Source organism: Streptomyces sp. NBC_01017, from assembly GCF_045162795.1.
Classification (GTDB): domain Bacteria; phylum Actinomycetota; class Actinomycetes; order Streptomycetales; family Streptomycetaceae; genus Streptomyces; species Streptomyces machairae.
Map to the genome: position 1 here is coordinate 7,647,695 of NZ_CP108683.1, position 18,381 is coordinate 7,666,075.

At 71.6% G+C, this 18,381-nt stretch carries 19 protein-coding genes; 6 read left to right on the forward strand and 13 right to left on the reverse strand.

Translation table 11 applies throughout. From position 1 onward, the window contains the following. The first annotated feature begins 93 nt into the window (after positions 1–93). Positions 94–390: a hypothetical protein gene (locus tag OG331_RS35120; RefSeq protein WP_406203796.1), complete on the forward strand. Its 297-nt coding sequence runs from the start codon at positions 94–96 to the stop codon at positions 388–390. Between the two features lie 56 nt (positions 391–446). Here OG331_RS35120 and OG331_RS35125 read toward each other — a convergent pair whose 3' ends face one another. From OG331_RS35125 to glnA, 4 genes are all read right to left on the reverse strand, one after another. Further along, on the reverse strand, positions 447–1,076 hold the full coding sequence (locus OG331_RS35125; RefSeq protein WP_406203799.1) for a hypothetical protein: 630 nt from the start codon (positions 1,074–1,076) through the stop codon (positions 447–449). Positions 1,077–1,078: 2 nt separating this feature from the next. Beyond that, complete coding sequence (htpX, locus tag OG331_RS35130; RefSeq protein ID WP_406203802.1) at positions 1,079–1,996, reverse strand: zinc metalloprotease HtpX; 918 nt, start codon at positions 1,994–1,996, stop codon at positions 1,079–1,081. 128 nt (positions 1,997–2,124) lie between these two features. Next, a complete protein-coding gene (locus tag OG331_RS35135) occupies positions 2,125–2,397 on the reverse strand; it encodes a hypothetical protein (RefSeq protein ID WP_406210492.1) in 273 nt (90 codons plus the stop codon). 121 nt (positions 2,398–2,518) lie between these two features. Continuing rightward, entirely contained in the window at positions 2,519–3,928 is a 1,410-nt protein-coding gene (gene glnA, locus OG331_RS35140) for a type I glutamate--ammonia ligase (protein ID WP_406203805.1), read from the reverse strand. Between the two features lie 198 nt (positions 3,929–4,126). Here glnA and OG331_RS35145 point away from each other — a divergent pair, with 198 nt between their 5' ends. Further along, positions 4,127–4,594 (forward strand): RDD family protein, encoded by a 468-nt coding sequence (locus OG331_RS35145; RefSeq protein ID WP_389451818.1) that lies wholly within the window; start codon positions 4,127–4,129, stop codon positions 4,592–4,594. Positions 4,595–4,704: 110 nt separating this feature from the next. On the opposite strand, the gene OG331_RS35150 is transcribed toward OG331_RS35145, so the two are convergent. The 4 genes from OG331_RS35150 to lipB all read right to left on the reverse strand — a co-directional run bounded on the left by OG331_RS35150 (position 4,705) and on the right by lipB (position 7,799). Continuing rightward, positions 4,705–5,406 carry a DUF4191 domain-containing protein gene (locus OG331_RS35150; protein ID WP_406203808.1) on the reverse strand — a complete coding sequence of 234 codons (702 nt, stop codon included), beginning with the start codon at positions 5,404–5,406 and terminating at the stop codon, positions 4,705–4,707. Positions 5,407–5,481: 75 nt separating this feature from the next. Beyond that, positions 5,482–5,682 (reverse strand): hypothetical protein, encoded by a 201-nt coding sequence (locus tag OG331_RS35155; RefSeq protein ID WP_328882127.1) that lies wholly within the window; start codon positions 5,680–5,682, stop codon positions 5,482–5,484. A gap of 256 nt (positions 5,683–5,938) precedes the next feature. Next, positions 5,939–6,904, reverse strand: a complete 966-nt coding sequence (gene lipA, locus OG331_RS35160; RefSeq protein WP_406203812.1) for a lipoyl synthase — start codon at positions 6,902–6,904, stop codon at positions 5,939–5,941. Between the two features lie 94 nt (positions 6,905–6,998). Then, positions 6,999–7,799, reverse strand: coding sequence for a lipoyl(octanoyl) transferase LipB (gene lipB, locus OG331_RS35165; RefSeq protein ID WP_406203815.1), 801 nt, complete (start codon positions 7,797–7,799; stop codon positions 6,999–7,001). Positions 7,800–8,077: 278 nt separating this feature from the next. Here lipB and OG331_RS35170 point away from each other — a divergent pair, with 278 nt between their 5' ends. Then, on the forward strand, positions 8,078–9,517 hold the full coding sequence (locus OG331_RS35170) for a regulator (RefSeq protein ID WP_406203818.1): 1,440 nt from the start codon (positions 8,078–8,080) through the stop codon (positions 9,515–9,517). Positions 9,518–9,524: 7 nt separating this feature from the next. On the opposite strand, the gene OG331_RS35175 is transcribed toward OG331_RS35170, so the two are convergent. Further along, on the reverse strand, positions 9,525–10,913 hold the full coding sequence (locus tag OG331_RS35175) for an NAD(P)/FAD-dependent oxidoreductase (RefSeq protein WP_406203821.1): 1,389 nt from the start codon (positions 10,911–10,913) through the stop codon (positions 9,525–9,527). Positions 10,914–11,114: 201 nt separating this feature from the next. Then, positions 11,115–12,014 carry a TIGR01777 family oxidoreductase gene (locus OG331_RS35180; RefSeq protein ID WP_406203824.1) on the reverse strand — a complete coding sequence of 300 codons (900 nt, stop codon included), beginning with the start codon at positions 12,012–12,014 and terminating at the stop codon, positions 11,115–11,117. 71 nt (positions 12,015–12,085) lie between these two features. Here OG331_RS35180 and OG331_RS35185 point away from each other — a divergent pair, with 71 nt between their 5' ends. Then, a complete protein-coding gene (locus OG331_RS35185) occupies positions 12,086–12,583 on the forward strand; it encodes a GNAT family N-acetyltransferase (RefSeq protein WP_406203827.1) in 498 nt (165 codons plus the stop codon). Positions 12,584–12,636: 53 nt separating this feature from the next. On the opposite strand, the gene OG331_RS35190 is transcribed toward OG331_RS35185, so the two are convergent. Continuing rightward, on the reverse strand, positions 12,637–13,821 hold the full coding sequence (locus OG331_RS35190) for a MarP family serine protease (protein ID WP_406203830.1): 1,185 nt from the start codon (positions 13,819–13,821) through the stop codon (positions 12,637–12,639). 1,126 nt (positions 13,822–14,947) lie between these two features. Here OG331_RS35190 and OG331_RS35195 point away from each other — a divergent pair. Then, positions 14,948–15,682 carry a peptidoglycan recognition protein gene (locus tag OG331_RS35195; RefSeq protein ID WP_406210495.1) on the forward strand — a complete coding sequence of 245 codons (735 nt, stop codon included), beginning with the start codon at positions 14,948–14,950 and terminating at the stop codon, positions 15,680–15,682. 520 nt (positions 15,683–16,202) lie between these two features. Here the strand turns inward: OG331_RS35195 and OG331_RS35200 are convergent. Next, complete coding sequence (locus tag OG331_RS35200; protein ID WP_406203833.1) at positions 16,203–17,330, reverse strand: lipid II:glycine glycyltransferase FemX; 1,128 nt, start codon at positions 17,328–17,330, stop codon at positions 16,203–16,205. A 224-nt stretch (positions 17,331–17,554) separates the two neighbouring features. Here OG331_RS35200 and OG331_RS35205 point away from each other — a divergent pair, with 224 nt between their 5' ends. Next, complete coding sequence (locus tag OG331_RS35205) at positions 17,555–17,773, forward strand: hypothetical protein (protein ID WP_406203836.1); 219 nt, start codon at positions 17,555–17,557, stop codon at positions 17,771–17,773. A 40-nt stretch (positions 17,774–17,813) separates the two neighbouring features. Here OG331_RS35205 and OG331_RS35210 read toward each other — a convergent pair whose 3' ends face one another. Beyond that, on the reverse strand, positions 17,814–18,332 hold the full coding sequence (locus OG331_RS35210) for a DUF4240 domain-containing protein (protein ID WP_328884497.1): 519 nt from the start codon (positions 18,330–18,332) through the stop codon (positions 17,814–17,816). Positions 18,333–18,381: the final 49 nt, after the last annotated feature.

An 18,381-nucleotide genomic window follows, 5' to 3' on the forward strand; every position in this document is an offset into this window, starting at 1 on the left:
GGTCGCCATCCCCCAGCGCCCCGTCGGGCATCCATCGGTCACCGCTCGAGATCCACCAGATCCAGATCCAACCCACGCTCACGGAGGCCCGTGATGGGCACCATCGTCATCTCCGGGACCGTCGTCCTGGTGATCTTAGGATTCGACAACCACCTCTACTGGCTGGCCGCCGTCGCGGTGCTCTTCCTCTACCTGCAGTACGGCCGCAGCGCCTCCGCGCCGAGCGGTGGTGCGGGCGGTGGCGGGGGAGGGGCCCCGTCCGGAGGCTCCATGCCCGCGGACTACCGCGCCTACCGCGACCGCCGTGACATGCAGGCCAAGTGGGAGCGCCGCTACCGCCGCGAGCGCCCTATCGAGACGCGCCGTCAGGAGCGCGAGAAGAGCAAGTGAAACCACCCGCGGTGGTAGGCCGCGGGGGTTGCGCCCGCAGTGCGAGGTGCCCCCGGTCACAGGCCGGGGGCACCCCACAGCGGGAACCAGCGGTTCAGGTCCTGCTCGATCCGCAGGTCGTTCGCGAGGGCCGCCCGCACCCGCAGCTCCAGCGCGTTGTCGCGGCGTTCCGTCGCACCGGGCAGGGGTGCGAAGGGATAGAAGGTGCCGCGCTTGTAGAGGTAGACGAGCGCCATCCGCCGCCCCGGCTCGCCGCTTTCCGCCCCGTCGCCGGCTTTTGGCCCCTCACCCCCTGCGTACTCGAATCCCGCCAGCGAGCACAGCAGCTGCGGGCCGAAGCCGTTGACCTCCATCGCGCTGTTCACCGCGTGCAGGTCGTTGACCAGTTCCGGCAGCTGCTCGGGCGTGCGTCGGGAGACCAGCCACGAGTAGCCGTAGCCGTCCCGCGTCAGCTGCACCGGCCGGCCCTCGCGCTCCGCGTCCGCGTCGAGCAGCGCCTGCACCTCGCGGTGCGTCTGCTCGAAGACGGCGCCCTCGACCGTGGCGAAGCACACCGCCCCGCTGCCGGTCGGCCGGAACCCGGCCGCCGCCTCCAGCGTGATCGCCGCCGACGGCAGCCCGAAGAGCTGGTCGAGATCGGGCGCGACCGGTTTCGTACGGCCCAGCAGAATGTCCAGCAGCCCCATGCTCACGCCCCTCCGGGAGCCGCAGCCTCGCCGAGCTCGGCGGAGATCCGTCCCAGCTGGTCGAGCCGCTGTTCCAGGCTCGGGTGAGTCGAGAAGATGCGCGCGATGCCGGGCTCGCGGCCCAGGGCCGGGGTGAAGTAGAAGGCGTTGAAGGCCTGCGCCGTCCGCAGGTCCTTGGTGGGGATGCGGGCGATGTCGCCGGAGACCTTGGTCAGGGCGGACGCCAGCGCCGAGGGCCGCCCGGTGAGCAGCGCCGCGGCCCGGTCGGCGGCCAGCTCCCGGTACCGGGACAGGGCCCGGATCAGCAGGAAGCTGAGCGCGTACACGGCCGCCGACACGCCCATCACGGCGGCGAAGATCACGGCGGTGTTCTGATCCCGGCGCCCGTCGCTGAACAGCTGAGAGTAGAAGGCGAACCGTACGATCAGCCCCGCGATCACGCCGAGGAACGAGGCGACCGTGATCACGGCGACGTCCTTGTGCGCCACGTGCGACAGCTCGTGCGCGAGGACACCCTCCAGCTCGTCCGGCTCCAGGCGCCGCAGCAGCCCCGTGGTCACACAGACCACGGCATGATCGGGATTGCGCCCCGTGGCGAACGCGTTCGGCATGTCCATCTCCGACACGGCGACCACGGGCTTGGGCATATCGGCGATGGCACACAGCCGGTCGACGACCCCGTGCAGCTCGGGATACTCCTCCCGCTCCACGACCCGCCCCCGCATCGCGAACAGCGCGACCCGGTCGGAGAACCAGTACTGGGCCCCCAGCAGCGCCGCCGCCACGACCACGACGAGCACCCAGGACTTCAGCAGAAAGATCAACGCGACGACGAACGCCACGTACAACAAACCGAGCAGAAACAGAGTGATCCCCATTCGGGCGGTCAACCGCCGATCACTCCGGAACCGGCTCTGCATTTCGCATCACCCCGCGCACTCAGGCACTCGTCCCACTGCCCAGTGTGCACCCGGTGACTCCCATGAACGGGTCGTGATCGGCCCCAGGACCGGCAATGGCCGGCAGCGCGGGACCGCAGGCCGACGGCCTAGTAGCCCGCGCGGAAGTTGATGTAGCCCAGCAGCACGATCACCCCGGCGACGCAGCCCAGCACGATGGCCGTGGACACCCAGCCCGACCTGCGCTGCCGCCGTGCCACATGATCGGGCTCACCCCGGAACGGCACCGGCCCGGGCGGGTTGTCCTTCCAGCGCGCGGCGAGCATACGGGCCCGCGCCGAGGGCTCCTTGTGCTCGGCGTTGTCCGCCCACTTCAGGTCGAACTCGCGTTCTTGATCGTCGTGTTCGTGCCGCTCCGGCATCCCGCCCACCCCCGTGTCGTCCATCGGCAGAGGCAGAATAGAACATACGCCCGCGCCCCCGCTGTCAGGAGAACAGCGGGGGCGCGGGCGCTATGCCTCGGTGCCTGAGATCAGGCGTCGATCACACGTCGAAGTACATCTCGAACTCGTGCGGGTGCGGACGCAGCTGCAGCGGGGCGATCTCGTTCGCGCGCTTGAAGTCGATCCACGTCTCGATCAGGTCCGGCGTGAAGACGTCGCCCTGGAGGAGGAACTCGTGGTCCGACTCCAGACGGTCCAGGACGGCCGGGAGCGAGGTCGGGACCTGCGCGACGCCCGCGTGCTCCTCGGGAGCCAGCTCGTAGAGGTCCTTGTCGATCGGCTCGGCCGGCTCGATCTTGTTCTTGATGCCGTCCAGCCCCGCGAGCAGCAGGGCCGAGAAGGCCAGGTACGGGTTGCCGGAGGAGTCGGGCGCGCGGAACTCGACGCGCTTGGCCTTCGGGTTGGAGCCCGTGATCGGGATACGCATCGCGGCGGAGCGGTTGCGCTGCGAGTACACCAGGTTGATCGGCGCCTCGAAGCCCGGGACCAGGCGGTGGTAGGAGTTCACCGTCGGGTTGGTGAAGGCCAGCAGCGACGGAGCGTGCTTGAGGATGCCGCCGATGTAGAAGCGGGCGGTGTCCGACAGGCCCGCGTAGCCGGCCTCGTCGTAGAAGAGCGGGGAGCCGCCCGACCACAGCGACGAGTGGATGTGCATGCCCGAGCCGTTGTCACCGAAGATCGGCTTCGGCATGAAGGTCGCCGTCTTGCCGTTGCGCCAGGCGACGTTCTTCACGATGTACTTGAAGAGCTGCAGGTCGTCGGCCGCGGCGAGCAGCGTGTTGAACTTGTAGTTGATCTCGGCCTGGCCGGCGGTGCCCACCTCGTGGTGCTGGCGCTCGACCTGGAGGCCGGAGGCGGCCAGCTCCAGGGAGATCTCCGCGCGCAGGTCGGCGAAGTGGTCGACCGGCGGGGCCGGGAAGTAACCACCCTTGTAGCGGACCTTGTAACCGCGGTTGTCCTCCAGCGCGCCCGTGTTCCAGGCACCCGCCTCGGAGTCGATGTGGTAGTACGCCTCGTTCTCGGCGGTCTTGAAGCGCACGCTGTCGAAGACGTAGAACTCGGCCTCGGGGCCGAAGTACGCGGTGTCGGCGATACCGGTGGAGGCGAGGTAGGCCTCCGCCTTCTTCGCCACGTTCCGCGGGTCACGGGAGTACTGCTCGCCCGTGATCGGGTCGTGGATGAAGAAGTTGATGTTGACCGTCTTGTCGCGGCGGAACGGGTCGACGCGCGCGGTGGACAGGTCGGCGCGCAGCGCCATGTCGGACTCGTGGATGGCCTGGAAGCCGCGGATCGAGGAGCCGTCGAACGCGAGCTCCTCGGCAGGGTCGAAGGCCGTGGCAGGGATCGTGAAGTGCTGCATCACGCCCGGCAGGTCGCAGAACCGGACGTCGATGAACTTGACGTCCTCGTCCGCGATGAACTTCTTGGCCTCGTCGGCGTTCTGGAACATCCAGCTCCTCCTACTCCCGACCCGTCGGTCCGGGGTGGTAGTTCGGTCGTGCGGCCAGTGCGGTGGCACACGCTGACCTCGACCCTAGGGACGGGTGATTTCTCGGGCGTGACCCGTTTGTTTCGCACACGTTAACCGGACATCCCCGACCTCCCCCCACCTGTCCACATCGCAAAACGGGCACAGTACCGTGGTCGCGTGGACAAGAGGCAAGCAATCGGATCCTGGCTCTCGGGCCCCCGCGCGGCCGCCGAGGACGCCGGTGTCGACTTCGGATACCGGGGTCAGCAGCTCGGTCTCCCCGAGGAGGGACCGGGCTCCATCGCCCGCCCGGGACGCCGGCTCGGGGCCCTGGCCGTCGACTGGGGCATCTGTGTCTTGATCGCATACGGTCTCATTACGGACGGCTACGGTCAGGCGACGAGCAACTGGGCGCTGCTGCTGTTCTTCCTGATGAGCGTCCTGACCGTCGGCACCGTCGGCTTCACCCCGGGCAAGCGCCTCTTCGGCCTGCGCGTGGTCGTCCTGGAGACCGGCACCGTGAACCCGCTGCGCGCCCTGCTGCGCACGGCCCTGCTGTGCGTCGCCATCCCGGCCCTGATCTGGGACCGCGACGGCCGCGGCCTGCACGACCGGCTGGCCCACACGGTCGAGGTACGGATCTGACCTCCGTACGCCTCGCATAAATCGAACGTACTCCTCGTACCGCACGCTTCGCATACGACGATGGGGGCGCCCGGATCAGTCCCGGCGCCCCCATCGATGTATGAGGGAGGTCAGCGAGCCTTCGGCCCGCCCTTCGGCAGCTTCATGCCCTTGGGCATCGGACCCTTGGGCAGCGGCATGTTGCTCATCAGGTCGCCCATGGCCTTGAGCCGGTCGTTGGTGGCGGTCACCTGGGGACCGGTCAGCACGCGCGGCAGCTTCAGCATGGTGGTCCGCAGCTTCTTCAGCTCGACCTGGCCCTCCCCCGTGCCCACGATCAGGTCGTGCACCGGCACGTCCGCGACGATGCGGTTCATCTTCTTCTTCTCGGCGGCCAGCAGGGTCTTCACCCGGTTCGGGTTGCCCTCGGCGACCAGCACGACGCCGGCCTTGCCGACGGCGCGGTGGACCACGTCCTGACTGCGGTTCATCGCCACCGCGGGGGTCGTGTTCCAGCCTCGGCCGATGTTGTCCAGCACGGCCGCTGCGGCGCCCGGCTGGCCCTCCATCTGCCCGAAGGCCGCCCGCTCGGCCCGGCGCCCGAACACGATCGCCGACGCGAGGAAGGCGAGCAGCAGGCCCAGGATGCCGAGATAGATGGGGTGACCGATCAAGAAACCGATCGCGAGGAAGACACCGAAGGTGACGATTCCGACAGCCGCGAGTACAAGACCGATCTTCTTGTCGGCCTTGCGGGTCATCTTGTAGGTCAGAGCGATCTGCTTGAGTCGCCCGGGGTTTGCAGCGTCCGCTGCCGTGTCCTTCCTCGCCATGCCACGAAGTCTACGTGCCCCCGGAAGCGCCGACGACGGCAGTGCCATGCCGGAGCGCAGGGGAGCGCGCCGGAGTCAGGGACGGACGGTGGTGACCTGGTCCAGGACGCGCTGCGCCTCGACCCGGTCCTTGGCGCGACGGCGGTCCTCCAGCACGGACGTCCAGGCGTTGCGACGGGCGGTGCGCTGGCCGCTGCTCATCAGCAGCGACTCGACGGCACGCAGTGCAGTGGTGAACGACGGGATGGCGGTGGCGCGAACGGGCGCGGCCTGCATGGTGGAGGTCCCCCCTCGGGAATGGCGGCTTCGTGAGTGGTGCACGGGGTGTAAAACCAGGGTCACTGATTGGTGTTACCAGGGCGTGACCGACCGGTCAAACACCAATGAAACCTTGATGCGCGGCCGGAAATGCTTGACGCGGCCCTGATGGTGCCCCTATCTGCGGGGACGTCCAGGACCGCGTCAATCGGCCGCTGCCGGAGGGCAGTTGCTTGTGCGCAGGTTCACATGAACCTGGTGGCACTCCGTGCCATCAGACAGCCTGCGACGCGACGTAGGAGCCTCGCTTCTCGATGGCCATCTGGTAGAGCCGCCCGGCACGGTACGAGGACCGCACCAGCGGGCCGGACATCACGCCGGAGAAGCCGATCTGCTCGGCCTCGTCCTTCAGCTCCACGAACTCGTGCGGCTTGACCCAGCGCTCCACGGGGTGGTGGCGCACGGACGGGCGCAGGTACTGCGTGATGGTCACCAGCTCGCAGCCCGCGTCGTGCAGCTGCTGGAGCGCCTCGCTGATCTCCTCGCGGGTCTCGCCCATGCCGAGGATGAGGTTGGACTTGGTGACCAGGCCGTAGTCGCGGGCCTCGGTGATGACCTTCAGGGAACGCTCGTAGCGGAAGCCGGGGCGGATGCGCTTGAAGATCCGGGGCACCGTCTCGACGTTGTGCGCGAAGACCTCGGGGCGGGAGGCGAAGACCTCTTGGAGCAGCTCCGGTACGGCGTTGAAGTCGGGGGCGAGCAGCTCGACCTTGGTGCGGCCGGCCTCGCGCTCGGCGGTCTGCTGGTGGATCTGGCGCACGGTCTCCGCGTACAGCCAGGCGCCGCCGTCCGGGAGGTCGTCGCGGGCGACGCCGGTGATGGTGGCGTAGTTCAGGTCCATGGTGACCACGGACTCGCCGACGCGGCGCGGCTCGTCGCGGTCGAGCGCCTCGGGCTTGCCGGTGTCGATCTGGCAGAAGTCGCAGCGCCGGGTGCACTGGTCGCCACCGATGAGGAAGGTCGCCTCGCGGTCCTCCCAGCACTCGTAGATGTTGGGGCAGCCGGCTTCCTGGCAGACCGTGTGCAGGCCCTCGCTCTTCACGAGGTTCTGCATCTTCGTGTACTCGGGGCCCATTTTCGCCCGGGTCTTGATCCACTCGGGCTTGCGCTCGATGGGGGTCTGGGCGTTGCGGACCTCCAGGCGCAGCATCTTGCGTCCGTCGGGTGAGACTGCGGACACGACCGGCTCCCTAGCGATTGATTCTTCGGCGCCCTCAAGGGTACGCCCGTGGATTTGAATGCCTGCGTGGGTGTCAGCCCCTCCACGGGCCCGTTTATGCCGCCGGTTCCCTCTCGATCTCCCGCGGCTTCAGATCGGCGTTCTCCAGTACGTCCGTCAGGTGCCGCTCGACGACCGGCAGCACCTCGTCGATCGTGACGTCCCGGCCGAGCTCGGCGGCCAGCGAGGCGACGCCCGCGTCGCGGATCCCGCACGGGATGATCCGGTCGAACCACTTGTTGTCCGGGTTCACGTTCAGGGCGAAGCCGTGCATGGTCACGCCCTTCGCGACCCGGATCCCGATCGCCGCGATCTTGCGGTCCTCGCGCCGCTGGCCGGCGTTGGAGGGGGCGTACTCGGGGCCGTTGAGACGCGGGTCGAACTCCTCGTCCGTCAGGCGGGGGTCGAAGTCCAGCGCGAGTCCGCCGAACGACGGACGCTGTTCGACCGGGTCGCCCAGGACCCACACCCCGCTGCGGCCCTCGACGCGGCTGGTCTCCAGGCCGAACTCCGCGCAGGTGCGGATCAGGGCCTCCTCCAGCCGGCGTACATGGGCCACGACGTCCACGGGGCGCGGCAGCTTCTGGATCGGGTAACCGACGAGCTGCCCCGGGCCGTGCCAGGTGATCTTGCCGCCGCGGTCCACGTCGATGACCGGCGTGCCGTCCAGGGGCCGCTCGTTGTCCGCCGTGCGCCGGCCCGCCGTGTACACCGGGGGGTGCTCGAGCAGCAGAACCGTGTCGGGGATCTCGTCCTCGAACCGCGCCGCGTGCACCCGGCGCTGCTCGTCCCACGCCTGCTGGTACTCGACGGCGTCCGCTCCGAACCCCATGCGCACGAACCGCAACTCACTCACGGCAAGCGCCTCCCTGGTGCCTAGAAGGTCGTAAGGCACAAAGCGTGCCTACGCCACTGTACGACCGGCTCGTTCGGGTGACGTCTCGCGGTCCGCGTCAGCCCGGTAGGGCAATCCTCACACGATCGGATGAATGGGCGGCGTAATGTGCGATCGGCTGCTTACTCTCCGCTACATTCGCGCCGTTCGAGCAGGCCAAAAGGGCTGCTCACCGGCAATCCGGGCACCCGCGGCCGTACGGCCCCGCAAGGCCCGAAAGGCAGGAGACCGCACCGCAGATGACGGAACGACCCGCGCAGCGCACTCCCAACCGCCAGCTCGCCGCGCTCATCGCAGAAGCGGGATTCTCCAACGCGGGTCTCGCCCGCCGGGTGGACCAGCTCGGCCTCGAACACGGGCTTGATCTCAGATACGACAAGACCTCGGTCACCCGCTGGCTGCGCGGGCAGCAGCCACGCGGTACGACGCCCGCGCTCATCGCCGAGGTCTTCACGCGCCGCCTCGGCCGCCGGCTCTCCGCCCAGGACCTCGGCCTCGACGCCTGCGCGCCCGTGTACGCGGGGCTGGAGTTCGCCGCGACACCGGAGGAGGCCGTCGACATCGTCAGCGGCCTGTGGCGCAAGGACTCCGGCAGCCACGCCGAGCTGCGCAAGATCGCGTTCACCCCGGCCGGCCTCGTCGTGCCCAGCCGGGACTGGCTGATCGGCCGCGCCGACGAGAAGGTCGCCCGCGGCGAGACGATCGCCCGCATCCCGGTGCAGGGCCGCCCGACGGCCGTACCCCGCCAGCGCGGGCAGGCCGAGCGCGGCCCCGGCCAGAAGGTCACCGGCGGCGACATCGCCGCGCTGCGCTCGGTCGGCGAGCTGTTCCGCTCCCTCGACGACATGTACGGCGGCGGCCACGCCCGGCAGGCCCTGGTGCGCTACCTGGAGCACGAGTGCGAGCCGATGCTGCGCGGCACCTACGGCGAACAGACCGGCCGCCGCCTCTTCGCGGCCGCCGCCGACCTCACGAGGCTCGCGGGCTGGACGTCGTACGACATCGCGGCGCACGGGCTCGCCCAGCGCTACTTCGTGCAGTCGCTGCGGCTCGCGCAGGCGGCCGGCGACCGGGCCTTCGGCGCCTACGTCCTGGTCACCATGAGCCGCCAGGCCGTCTACCTCGGGCACGGCCGTGAGGCGGTCCAGCTCGCGCGCGTGGCCCAGCAGGGTGTGGGGACCAGCGCGCCGCCGGTCGTGCAGGCCCTGCTGCACGCGTGCGAGGCGCGCGGGCACGGCGTACTGGGCGAGGTGCGCGCCTGCACCGCCTCCCTGGTGCGGGCCGAGCGCGCCCTCGAAGCGGCCCGCCCCGTCGACGACGTCCCGCACTGGGCGCGCTTCTTCGACGAGGCGCAGCTCGCCGACGAGTTCGGCCACTGCCACCGGGACCTGCAGCAGTTCCGCGCGGCGGCCCAGCATGCCGAGCGGTCCCTGCAGCTGCGCGCCCCCGCCTACGCCCGCAGCCGCCTGTTCTCCCGCGTCGTCCTCGCCTCCGCCCGCCTCGGCCTCGGCGAACTCGACCAGGCCTGCGCGCTGGGCGCCGAGGCCGCGGGCGCTGCCGCGGAGATGCGGTCGGTGCGGGCGATCGAGTACGTCAAGGATTTCGAGCGGAGGCTGGAGCCGTACCGGGACGCGGCGCCGGTGAGGGGGTATCGCGACAAGGTCGCCGCCCTGGGGTAGGGGTGCTTCAGGCGGCCCTGGCGGTGGGGACCGGCTCCGCCCTGTGCATGGACCCCGCCGCCCCCAGGTCCGTCAGGATCGCCGCCGCGGCCCGGTGGGCCGAGTGCAGGGCGCCCTGGACCGTGCTGGTGTCGCGGTGGTCGCCGCAGACGTACAGGCCCGCCAGGAGGCGAACCTGACGGCGCAGGTCGTGGGGCGGGCGCATCGCGGGGACGGCCTCCGGGGTGTGGTGCACGGCGAGGGTCTCCCAGCGTGCCGTGGCGGTGCCGTAGAGGCGGGACAAGTGCATCCGCACGGCCGTGTCGATGTCGGGCGGCGGCGTGCCGAGGACCGTCGACGAGACGAGCGTGCGGCCCGCCGGTGCGCGGCTCGGGTCGACCTGGCTGATCACCGCGGTGTGCGCGACCGGGCCGCCCCGGTCGGCGTCGAGCAGCAGCGAGGCGCCGGTCGTCGGCGGCTCGTCGGTCGTGTGGTGGACGACGGTCACCGGGTGGAAGTCCGGGACGCGCAGGCCCGGCAGCAGTTCGGCGGCGGTCCGCGCGTCCGTCGCCAGCAGGACGGCCCGGCAGCGGATCTCGCCGTGCTCGGCGGTGGTCACGGACGTCGTCGCGACCGACGTGACCCGCACACCGGTGTGCACGGTGCCCGGCGGCAACGCCCGTGCCAGCAGCTCCGGCAGCGCTTCGGCGCCGCCCTCGGGCATGCACATCCGTCCGCTCGCGAAGGAGCGGAGTGCCAGATCCGCGCACCGGCTGGACGTCGTCAGCTCCGGGTCGCACAGCAGCGCGGCGAGCAGCGGCCGCAGGAAGCCGTCGATCGTCCGAGCCGGAACGCCCCGCTCCGCGAGCGCCTGCGCGGCGGGCAACTCGGGGCGGGACAGCAGCCGTTCGATCGGCACGGTCGCCAGCCGGGCGAGCGCGGCGCCGAGCCGGGCCTGGTCCACGGCGGTACCCAGCGGTGCCCCCGCGCGAACCCGCGGTATGGGGCCCTGTCCCGGAACGCCCCGTACGGGCCCGGTCCTCGGGGCGCTCGCCAGGGCGCGCACCGCATGGAGTGCGCCCCTCGCGCGCCGAGCGCTCATCGGGCTCGCCACCGCGCCCGCGCGATGCCGGCGCCCGTCGCTGTGCAGCAGTACGCCCGGCGCGAAGGGGCGCAGCGCCAGCGCGTCGAGCCCGGGTGTCAGCCGTAGCTCCGGATACGACGTCGACAGGAGCTGGCCCATCCGGTCCAGCCGGAACCCGTCGACCTTCTCGGTCGACATGCGGCCGCCCGGGTAAGGGGCGGCCTCCAGCACTGCGGTCCTCACTCCTGCGCTGGTCAGCCGATGCGCCGCGGAGAGTCCGGCGACCCCGGCTCCCACGATGACGACGTCCGCCTGGTACGCGGGCTCAAGCACGTGCCCCTCCTCGAGGTTGCGCGGCCGGTGGAGACGTCATGCCCCCAACTGGCTCCGGGGATACCCGAGTTCGGGTCGAGGTTAGGGCTGCGATCGGTCAAAAACAGTCGCGCATGAACAGAGCACGGTCGCACAGTGGTCGCATGCAGGCGCTCGGTGTCGCCGACCGATACATGGCGGAAGCCCGGCTTGACCCTTCGATTACTTGGCGGCCGCCCGGATCGCCCCCTCGATGTCCGGGAACGCGAAGGTGAATCCGGACTCCAGCAGCCGCGTCGGCAGCACCCGTTGGCTGCCCAGCACGTCTCCGGCCAACTCGCCGAGTACCGTCCGCAGGACCTGTGCGGGGACCGGGAAAGGCGTCGGGCGGTGCAGTACCCGCCCCATCGCCTCGGTGATCTCACGGTTCGTCAGCGGCTGCGGCGCCGTCACATTGAACGGGCCCGACAGATCGTCCCGGTCGATCAGGTGCCGGATCGCGGCCACCTCGTCGTGCAGCGAGACGAACGACCAGTACTGCCGTCCGTCCCCCAGCCGCCCCCCGAGCCCCGCCTTGAACAGCGGGAACAGCCGCCCCCAGGCCCCGCCCTGCCGGGCCACCACCAGCCCCGTGCGCGGGAACACCGTCCGTACGCCCGCCTCCTGCGCGGGAGCCGCCGCACCCTCCCACTCCACGGCCAGCGAGGGCAGGAAGCCCTCCCCGGGCGGGGCGCTCTCGTCGACGGCACGCTCGCCGGTCTCCCCGTAGTAGCCGATCGCGCTGCCGTTCACGAACACCCTCGGCGGCTCGTCCAGCGAAGCCATCGCCTCCGCGAGCGCCGCCGTGCCCCGCACCCGGCCGGACCGGAGCTTCGCCTTGTACGCGTCCGTCCAGCGCCGCGAGCCCACGTTCGCGCCGGCCAGATTGACCACGGCATCGCACCCGGCGAGCCCGGCCGCGTCCACGTACTTCCGCTCGGGATCCCAGCGGACCTCGCCCGCCGAGCGGGGTGCCCGGCGCACCAGCCGCACCACCTCGTGCCCGTCCGCGACCAGCGACCGCACCAGCGCGCCGCCGATCAGTCCGGAGGAGCCGGCCACCGCGATTCTTGAAAGTTCCATGACCTCAATCCTGCCGTTGACCACATAAAACCCCGGTCGGGTTCCCGGGCACCGGTCGTAGGGTGACGCTCATGCCCGAGTCGTACAAAGCCCGTATACGCGCTGCTCTGCCCGATGACGAGGAGGAGCTGTCCCACCTCGACCGTGTCACGTGGTCGCCGATGCACGCGGTCATTCCCGAACCGCGCCCGCCCTACCCGCCGTTCTTCACCGAGCGTCACGCCCCGGAGGACCATCTGGTCGCGGAGCTCGACCGCCGCATCGTCGGCTACGTCCGCCTCGGCTTCCCCACTCCGCTCGCCTGTAACGCGCACGTCCGGCAGATCCAGGGCCTCGCCGTCGCCGACGAGGCGCGTGGCCTCGGCGTGGGCCGGGCGCTGATCCGGGCGGCCGTGGACGAGGCCCGCCGCAGGGGCGCACGCCGGATCACCCTGCGCGTCCTCGGCCACAACACACCGGCGCGCAAGCTGTACGAGTCCGAGGGCTTCGTGGTCGAGGGGGTGCTGCCCGAGGAGTTCCTCCTGGACGGGCAGTACGTGGACGACGTATTCATGGGGCGCAGTCTCTGACGGGGTGTCACGTACGTCACGGGCCGTACCCGGGGGCCGGCGGCCCCCGGGCCTCACGAGGTGACGAGTTCCCCCGTGTCCACCGCCGCCGTCGCGTTGGCCGCGCGCCTGGCGTCGGAGGCGACCTCGGCGACCGTGAGGACGTAGCCGGTCCGGTCGTCGGAGGTGGAGCGGGCGAAGACGACGCCGAACACCTTGCCGTCCGTGGTCAGCAGCGGGCCGCCGGAGTTGCCGGGGCGGACGGTGGAGCGGATCGAGTAGATCTCGCGGGTGACGGTCTCGTCGTTGTAGATGTTCTGGCCGGTCGCCCGCACCCGGTTCGCGACCGTCGCCGCCTGGAGGTTCAGGTCGCCGTCCTCCGGATAGCCCGCCACGACGGCCGAGTCGCCGCGGTTGGCGTCGTCGTCGAACGACAGCGCGGGGGCGCGCAGATCCGGGACGTACAGCACGGCGACGTCCCGGTCCGGGTCGAAGAGCACCACCCGTGACGCGTACGACGGCCCGACGCCGCCGACCCGGACGCTGGGGGCGTCGATGCCGGCCACCACATGGGCGTTGGTCATCACGTGCTGGGGGGAGTAGACGAAGCCGCTGCCCTCGCGGCCCTGAGTGCCCGCGGTGCCCTCGATCTTGACCGTGCTGAGCTTGGCGGCGTTGGTGGCGGCCGTCGTGACGCTGTCGCCGGAGGGCTCGGCGACCTCGGCGGTCGACTCGTTCTCGAAGGGGTTGAAGACCTGCGGGAAGCCGGCTTCGGTGAGCGCGGACGTGGCTCCGGAGAACCAGGCGGGGGTCGTGTCCGGCATCGCGTCCTGCACGGTCCCGAGCAGCCGGGAGTCCCGGATGGCGGCGGTCAGCAAGGGGGAGGAGGACGCGGCGAGCACGCTTGCGGCCACCCACGCCACGATCAGTACGGCCACCGAGTTGGCCACGGCTCCGCCGACGCCGTCCGCCACCCTGAGCGGCCCGCGGTCCAGCTCCCTTCGCAGCCGCAGCGCCAGCCGCCCCGCCAGCTCGTGCACCAGCACCGCCGGGAGCAGCACGGTGAGCACCGCGGTCACGGTCGCCTCCGTCGTACCGGGCGTGACCAGGTCCATCATCCACGGCAGGATCCATACGCCGATCACCGCGCCGCCCACGAAGCCGGCCAGCGAGACGCATCCGGCCACCAGTCCGCGCCGGTATCCGGAGGCCGCGTGGGCCAGGATCACCAGCAACAGCAGGATGTCGAGCAGGTCCACAGAGCCGCCTTTCTCTCGGACCCCTTAGTACGCGCGCGAGCCGCCTGTTGATCAGTGCCCGCGCACGCGCCGCCGGGAACCGGCCACGCCGCGTGCACCTGGAGAAACGCCCCGGACCAGGACGATGGTTCCACCGGGTGTCACACCACACATCGCGGGCGGACCGGATCCGTCGGACAGTAGGACCATGCGTGCCTTCCGACGGGTAACCCGAAGGGTCTTCCGAGGAACACGGGGGAAACGAAGACCACGTGCCGTACGAATGCCGTGGGCTGCGCCGATGCAGGGGGCGGGCCGGGAGCGGGACGAAGCTGCGCCGGAGGACTTTCGGAGGGCTGAGGGAGACGCGGGCCGGGGGCCGTTACGGGGAGATCCGGAGGCTTCGCGGGTTCGGGGTGGGGGTGGCGTGCGGGGGGCTGCGCCGGCAGCGGGCCCGGGCGGTGTAGCGGGGGGTGCCGGGGCTGCTGGGGCTGCCGGGGCGTCGGGTGGCGGTGGCTTGGAAGGGACGCCGCGTGCTCCGGGCGGGGGCGGCGTGCAGGGGTCTGCGTGGACAGCGGGCCTGGACGGTGTAGCGGGGGGTGCGCCGGCATCGGACGGCGAACCGTCGCGGGGCGCTTCGCGAGGAGCCGGCGCGGAGGGTTTGCAGGAGGCTGAGGTCGGGCCGGCTGCGGGGCGGGTGGAGGACGCGCCGTCCGTGCGGGAGGGCGTCGTATCGGAGCGGCCGTCCGGGCGGGGGGAGCGAGGCGTGCCGGAAGAGCTTCCTGCGAGCGAGGAGCCGGGTCTGCGAGAGCCGCCTGTCGTACGGGGTCGGTCTTCCGGGCGGGAGCAGCCGCCCGTGCGGGGAAATCCGTGCGGGCCGGAGTGGCTGCCCGTACCGGAACGGCCCGTGGGGCCGGTTCAGCCGCCCGTGAGGGACCGGCCGCCCCCGCGGGAACAGTCGGACCCGCAGGTTCCGCCCGCCGGCGGAGAGCAACCTGCCCGGCAGGGCCAGTCGAAACTGCGACCGCAGCAGGACGTACCGGAAGAGCGGGCCGGAGGGCCGTCGGCCGGTCGGTGGGCCCGGGTGCAGGCACGGAGCCGGTGGCAGCCGCCCTCGGGGTGGCGCGTACACCCCGTCGCGTTCGCGCTGCTCGGCTGTGTCCCCGGCCTCGCCGCCGTTCTCGCGCTGGGGTTGTGCGCGAGTGGCGTCGAGCGGATCGTCGCGGCCGGTGCGCGGCCGGTCGCGGCGCGGCCCGCCGACTCGCATCAGGCGCCCAGGCCGGCCATCGTGCCGAGGTCGGCCTGGCTCGACGACGAGACCCGTCGGGCCCAGCCGCCGCCGCGTTACGACGACACCGTCGTCGCCGTGTTCATCCATCACACCGACTCGCCCAACGGCTACGACTGCGCCGACGTGCCCCGCATCATCCGGTACGTGTACGCGGGCCAGACCGGCTCCCGCGACTGGGACGACATCGGCTACAACTTCCTCGTCGACCGCTGCGGCACCATCTACGAGGGCCGCGAGGGCGGCATTGCCCGACCCGTGACCGGCGCCCACACCCAGGGCTTCAACCACCGCACCACCGGCATCGCCGCCATCGGCACCTTCACGGCCGGCGTGCCCGTGCCGAAGGCGATGACCGAGGCGATCGCGTCGGTGGCCGCCTGGAAACTGGGGCTCTCCGACACGGACCCCCGCGCGAAAGTCCGACTGACCTCCAGCAACAGCTACAGCCGCTACCCGTCCGGCACCGCCGCGATGTTCCCCGCCGTCGCCGGCCACAACGTCGGTTACATGACCAGTTGCCCGGGCGCGGCCCTCAGCGAGCGTCTCCCGGAGATCAGGGAGACGGCGGCCCGCCTGCAGGGCAGGCGCTGACGCGAGCTGTGTCCTTGCCGCGGCCCTGAGCTGTCGTGCGGCCGCGCACACCTCCGATGCCGGGCGCCCGGAGCCCGGGACGCAGCCCTCCGCAGCCCGGCCCTCAGTCCGCCCGCCGGAGTTCCAGGGAGACGCAGGCCTCCTCCGCCCTCCAGCGCGGACCTGCCCGATCACGCGCCCCGGCCCGAACTGGCGTCACCCGCCCCGCCCGGCGTGCCCCACTCCTCGGCCGCCCCCAACCGCCCCGGCGTGCCCGATTCCTCGGCCGCCGCGGCCAACCCCCGCCCAGCGTGGCCCACCCTCGGCACAACCCTGCCCGGCGTGCCCCAGTCCTCGGCAGCCCCGCCCCCAACCGCCCCGGCGTGCCCGATTCCTCGGCCGCCCCGGCCAACCCCCGCCCACCGTGGCCCACCCTCGGCACAACCCTGCCCGGCGTGCCCCACTCCCCGGCCGCCCCGGCCCAACCCTGCCCGGCGTGCCCCACCCCCCGGCCGCCCCGGCCCAACCCCGCCCCGGCCGGTCACCGCCTCCCCAAATAAACTCCCAGCGCCCGCTGCAACACCCTCCCCTGGCTCCCCACCGGAAGTTCCCACTCGCCGAGGTACTCCACCGCACGGCCGCCCGCGCCGGTCTTGAACAGGAGGCGGCCGAGGAGGCGGTCCTCCGTGAGGGTCGGGGTGATGGAGCGGAGGTCGTACGTGTCGGCGCCCGCCGCACGGGCGTCGCCCAGCATGCGCCACAGCAGGGCGCTGCTGGGCCGCAGTTCACGCCCCCGGCGGCCGGACGCGGCGTAGGAGTGCCAGGCCCTGGAGCCGACGCTGATCATGAGGGCCGCGGAGAGCACCTCGCCGTCGTACTCGGCGAGGTAGAGCCGCAGCCGGTCCTCGTCCTCGGCGTTCAGGGCCGCCCACATGCGCCGGAAGTAGTCCGGCGGGCGGGCCTTGAAGCCGTCGCGGGCGGCCGTCACGGTGTACAGGCGGTAGAACTCGGGCAGGTCGGCCGCCGAGCCCCACGCAACACGGACGCCCGCCGCCTCGGCCGTGCGCAGCGACTGCTCCCAGTGCGGTGCGAGGGCGTCGCGCAGATCGTCCACCGAACGCCCCGCCAACGGGATCTCACAGCCGTAGCGCGGCTGACCCAGCCCGAACCCGCTCCCGTCGTCCTCCTCGCACCGCCGCCACCCCAGCCGCCGCAGCCGCTCCGCGGCGTCGAGCGCGTAGCCGTCGATGCCGGCCGTGGGCACGTCGCGCAGATGCCCCGCCGCAGGGTCGGCGATGCCCGCCGTCACGTCGGCCGCGTCCCAGTGGCGTACGACGAGCGGCGGGCCGATCCGGACCGAGAACGCCCCGATCCGCTTCAGGTGGGCGACGAGCGGGTCCAGCCACCGCTCCAGGCGCGGCGTACGCCAGTCGATCGCGGGCCCGTCGGGGAGGTAGGCCAGGTAGCGCCGGGTGCCGGGCAGGGGCCGGTACAGGACGAGCGCCGTCGCGACCATGTCGTCGCCCTCGAACCACCCCACGCTCTCCGGCAGCCAGTCGGGCTTCACATCGCCCCACTCGGGGATCTGCAGATGGCTCGCATCGGGATACAGCCGTAGGTGGGCCAGATGCTCCTGGCGCGGTATCTCCCGCACGTACAGGCTGGTCATGGGCAGGGTGCTCCTGTTCGGTCCGGTCACCCTAAGCCGGAGATCACGGAACCGGTCAAGAGACGGCGCGTGAACCTTCCGGAAAGGCCCACGCCGGCTCCCTCACCGGCTCCTTCACCGGCTCCTTCACCCGCCCGCTCACAGGCTTCTCCTAGCCGGCTCAACGATCTCCCCGAGACAGCCTCCCTACCGTCATGCCCACGAACTGACCGGAGGTGGGGATCATGAGCAGCAGCAACGGCACGCGCGACCACAGCAGCAAGCGGGCCTGGACCGTCGTCTGCGCGGTCGCGACCGTCGTCCTGGGGCCGGCCGCCGTCACGGCGTCCGCGCTCGACCAGGCCAACAAGGCACCGCTGCACCACGCGGTGAAGGCCGACCAGGCGCCGACGCAGGCGTACATCCCGTCGGACCCCAGCCGCAGGCGGACCGCCCCGGCGTGAGCCGGCTCAGGCCTTCCGCCGGCCTGGCCCAACACCTGTCTCAGTCCTTGAACCGCTCCCACAGCTTGGGATACCGGTCCGCCAGCGCCCGTTCGTTCTCGAAGTCGACCGGTGTGCCCTCCGGTTCCGGGGGCGCGGGCGGGATGCCGAGGTCGGGGGCGACGGTGCCGGTGAGCTGTTCGTAGGCCTCGTCCGCGGCATAGCCGAGCTCCTCGGCGTCGCCGTCGAACTCCTCGTCGAAGTCGTCCAGCAGGTCGGCGAGCGAGTCGGGGTCGTGCACACCGCCCTCGTACACCTCGCGGCCCTGGCCGATCAGCCAGCACCGGAAGAAGTCGAACGCGTCGTCGCTGGCCCCGTCCAGCAGAACCCAGGCGGCGCCCCACAGGTCCCAGGTGTACGCGCGGTTGTAGCGGGCCTCGAAGTGACGGGCGAAGTCGAGCACCGAGTCGGGGTCCTGCTGGAGCAGCCGCTCCACCAGCAGGTCGGCCTGCTCCTCGGGGTCGCCCTCGGCGGCCTCACGGGCGCCGTCCACCAGCTCCCAGAACTCCGTCTCGTCCATCACGGGTCCAGCATCGGCCCTGTGCGGGTGGGGCGCACGTGGAGTGCGA

What these genes read in the sequence shown, in the direction of transcription:
- htpX (WP_406203802.1), bottom strand. Translation starts at nt 1,996, where the DNA reads ATGCAGAGCCGGTTCCGGAGTGATCGGCGGTTGACCGCCCGAATGGGG.
- OG331_RS35205 (WP_406203836.1), top strand. Translation starts at nt 17,555, where the DNA reads ATGAGCAGCAGCAACGGCACGCGCGACCACAGCAGCAAGCGGGCCTGG.
- OG331_RS35155 (WP_328882127.1), bottom strand. Translation starts at nt 5,682, where the DNA reads ATGCAGGCCGCGCCCGTTCGCGCCACCGCCATCCCGTCGTTCACCACT.
- OG331_RS35185 (WP_406203827.1), top strand. Translation starts at nt 12,086, where the DNA reads ATGCCCGAGTCGTACAAAGCCCGTATACGCGCTGCTCTGCCCGATGAC.
- OG331_RS35120 (WP_406203796.1), top strand. Translation starts at nt 94, where the DNA reads ATGGGCACCATCGTCATCTCCGGGACCGTCGTCCTGGTGATCTTAGGA.
- OG331_RS35125 (WP_406203799.1), bottom strand. Translation starts at nt 1,076, where the DNA reads ATGGGGCTGCTGGACATTCTGCTGGGCCGTACGAAACCGGTCGCGCCC.
- glnA (WP_406203805.1), bottom strand. Translation starts at nt 3,928, where the DNA reads ATGTTCCAGAACGCCGACGAGGCCAAGAAGTTCATCGCGGACGAGGAC.
- OG331_RS35210 (WP_328884497.1), bottom strand. Translation starts at nt 18,332, where the DNA reads ATGGACGAGACGGAGTTCTGGGAGCTGGTGGACGGCGCCCGTGAGGCC.
- OG331_RS35200 (WP_406203833.1), bottom strand. Translation starts at nt 17,330, where the DNA reads ATGACCAGCCTGTACGTGCGGGAGATACCGCGCCAGGAGCATCTGGCC.
- OG331_RS35180 (WP_406203824.1), bottom strand. Translation starts at nt 12,014, where the DNA reads ATGGAACTTTCAAGAATCGCGGTGGCCGGCTCCTCCGGACTGATCGGC.
- OG331_RS35135 (WP_406210492.1), bottom strand. Translation starts at nt 2,397, where the DNA reads ATGCCGGAGCGGCACGAACACGACGATCAAGAACGCGAGTTCGACCTG.
- OG331_RS35150 (WP_406203808.1), bottom strand. Translation starts at nt 5,406, where the DNA reads ATGGCGAGGAAGGACACGGCAGCGGACGCTGCAAACCCCGGGCGACTC.
- OG331_RS35170 (WP_406203818.1), top strand. Translation starts at nt 8,078, where the DNA reads ATGACGGAACGACCCGCGCAGCGCACTCCCAACCGCCAGCTCGCCGCG.